At 58.7% G+C, this 1,945-nt stretch carries 2 protein-coding genes; both read right to left on the bottom strand.

All coding sequences use genetic code 11. The features are described from left to right. Window positions 1–63 precede the first annotated feature (63 nt). A complete protein-coding gene (locus GTW51_RS23235) occupies window positions 64–612 on the bottom strand; it encodes a hypothetical protein (RefSeq protein ID WP_163046390.1) in 549 nt (182 codons plus the stop codon). A 35-nt stretch (window positions 613–647) separates the two neighbouring features. Continuing rightward, window positions 648–1,945, bottom strand: a 1,298-nt coding sequence (locus tag GTW51_RS23230) for an AAA family ATPase (protein WP_203566286.1), incomplete at its 5' end; no start/stop codon positions are given.

The raw sequence follows: 1,945 nt of genomic DNA, 5'->3' as shown, positions 1-1,945 counted from the left end.
GTTGAAATCGGAACGAAGCGGGATCGCTGAAGCCATGGCAAACCTCCGTTTGCCTCCATCGATTCAGACTTCGCCCGCCTTGGGAACCCCTACAGAGTCAGCTATCGCGCACGTTGGTATTACGCGAGCGCCGACATCGATGGTTGCGCGAACCAATCGAAAGCCGCTCCAGTCGTCAAAGTAGGGATGGAATAGCTGCTCCCCGGCAAACTCGGCACGATAGTCCAGTTTCGCGTGATTACACTCGAAGCAGCATGGAACGAGATTTGCTGGAAAGACAGCCAGCTCGGGATAAGCATTCTTCGAAAGATAGTGATCCACCGTCTTCACGTCGCGTTGCCCGCAGGACGGACAGCGATTGTAGCGCGATGCTCCTCTGAGCTTGAGATAGCGAGCGCGCTCGCCGCCCTTGACCATAACGCGCCCGTACAATCCGCTCAGCTCGGCCGGGTCGATGTCAACTGCTTCCTCCGTTGCAAGATCGCACAACGCACCTAATTCGGCCTGCTGAAGGTAGAGAGCTGCACGGGCCTCGACGTGCGGACGTTGCGCCAACAGGTCGGTGCGGAGCTGCCAATCCCTGGTGCGATCGACACAGGCGGCAAAGACCACCCCTGCATCATCGTGCGGGCATTGCACCGCAAGCATCAGCGCGCGGACCGCAGCATGGCGCGGGCGAGGGCACGCCCTTCGGCGCCGACATGATCGTTGAACCTCCCGAGCACGTCATCAAGCGATTCTACCTCCTCCGCGACGCCGGCTATCAGGGCGTGATGACCGCTTTCAGTCACCTCGACTCGGAATATTTCTCGGGTCAGCGTGCCAAGATTTTCCGCGAAGGTTTCAATCTGCGGCCGTTCGACGCTCACCGCATTCCCAGCCCGAAACAGCAAACTGACGCAGCTGGCGGGCACCTCCTGGACAACGACCGGAGAATGGGTCGCGAGAATCGCGACTCCGTTGCGCATTGCGAGCAAGTCGGAGATTGCACGAACCAAGGCCATTACCAATGGCGGGTGTAGATGCGCTTCCGGCTCATCGATTAGAACCAAGGTACGCTCGCTAACCAGTTCGGCAAGGCGGGTCAGGGTGAGCAGAACAATCTTGTGCCCTGAGCTGGCAGTCCTAAAAATCTCGCCAGCGTGCTCTTCAATCGTATCCGCATCGAGCTCAGGTAGCTGCGACAGGCCTAGGCTGGCAAAGAGCGGGTCTGCTTCAAGGATGCGCATTGCTGCTTGCCATCGTGGCCGACTGGCGCTGCGGAGGCACTGAAGTGTGCTTTCGACAAAATCATTCTGGAGATCGGCTTCGCTCTTGTTGCCGGTCGCGCGTTCCTCACCAACGCGGACGCGCTTCTTCAGTCCGACATAGGTGTAGTCGATGCCGCTACGGGTGCCAGCCTTCCGGCTCCTAAGCCGCCCGCTCGTCGATCGCGCAGGCGGCTCGAAGCTGTCGAAGGCGCTGAAGGCAATTGTAATCAGATTGGCGAACTGATCCTTTGGGGCCGCATCCGGATTGTTGCCGAAGCGTAATCTGCCTAGGCGTCTGTCACGGCCGTTGCGCAACAGCGAGCTGAGCGAGGTCAGAAGAGTCGTCTTTCCAACACCATTTCGTCCAATTACCACATGAATATTGCTCGGCGGCAGGCGGGAGGGATCAACGCGAACTGCTATTTCCTGATCGCCTTGCGGAAATCGATACGTGAAGTTGAACGCTGTGAGGTCGGCTTCTTCAAGAAGGAGGGAGCGTTGTTTGGCAAACTTGGAGTCGCCGACCGATCGGGTCAATGAGGTTTCATAAGCATCGTCCGCGCGCAGTTGAGCTATGGCTGAAAATGGGTGATGGGGCCTGAGAAGGCGGCGTATCGTGGCGGGTGCTGAAGCCTGCCAGAACCTCCCGAAGGAGCGATACGCCATGAGAGACGATACCACGATCACCCCGCTTC

Source organism: Aurantimonas aggregata (assembly GCF_010500835.1).
GTDB classification, from domain to species: Bacteria; Pseudomonadota; Alphaproteobacteria; order Rhizobiales; family Rhizobiaceae; genus Aurantimonas; species Aurantimonas aggregata.
This window is presented reverse-complemented; position numbering and strand designations above follow the sequence as displayed.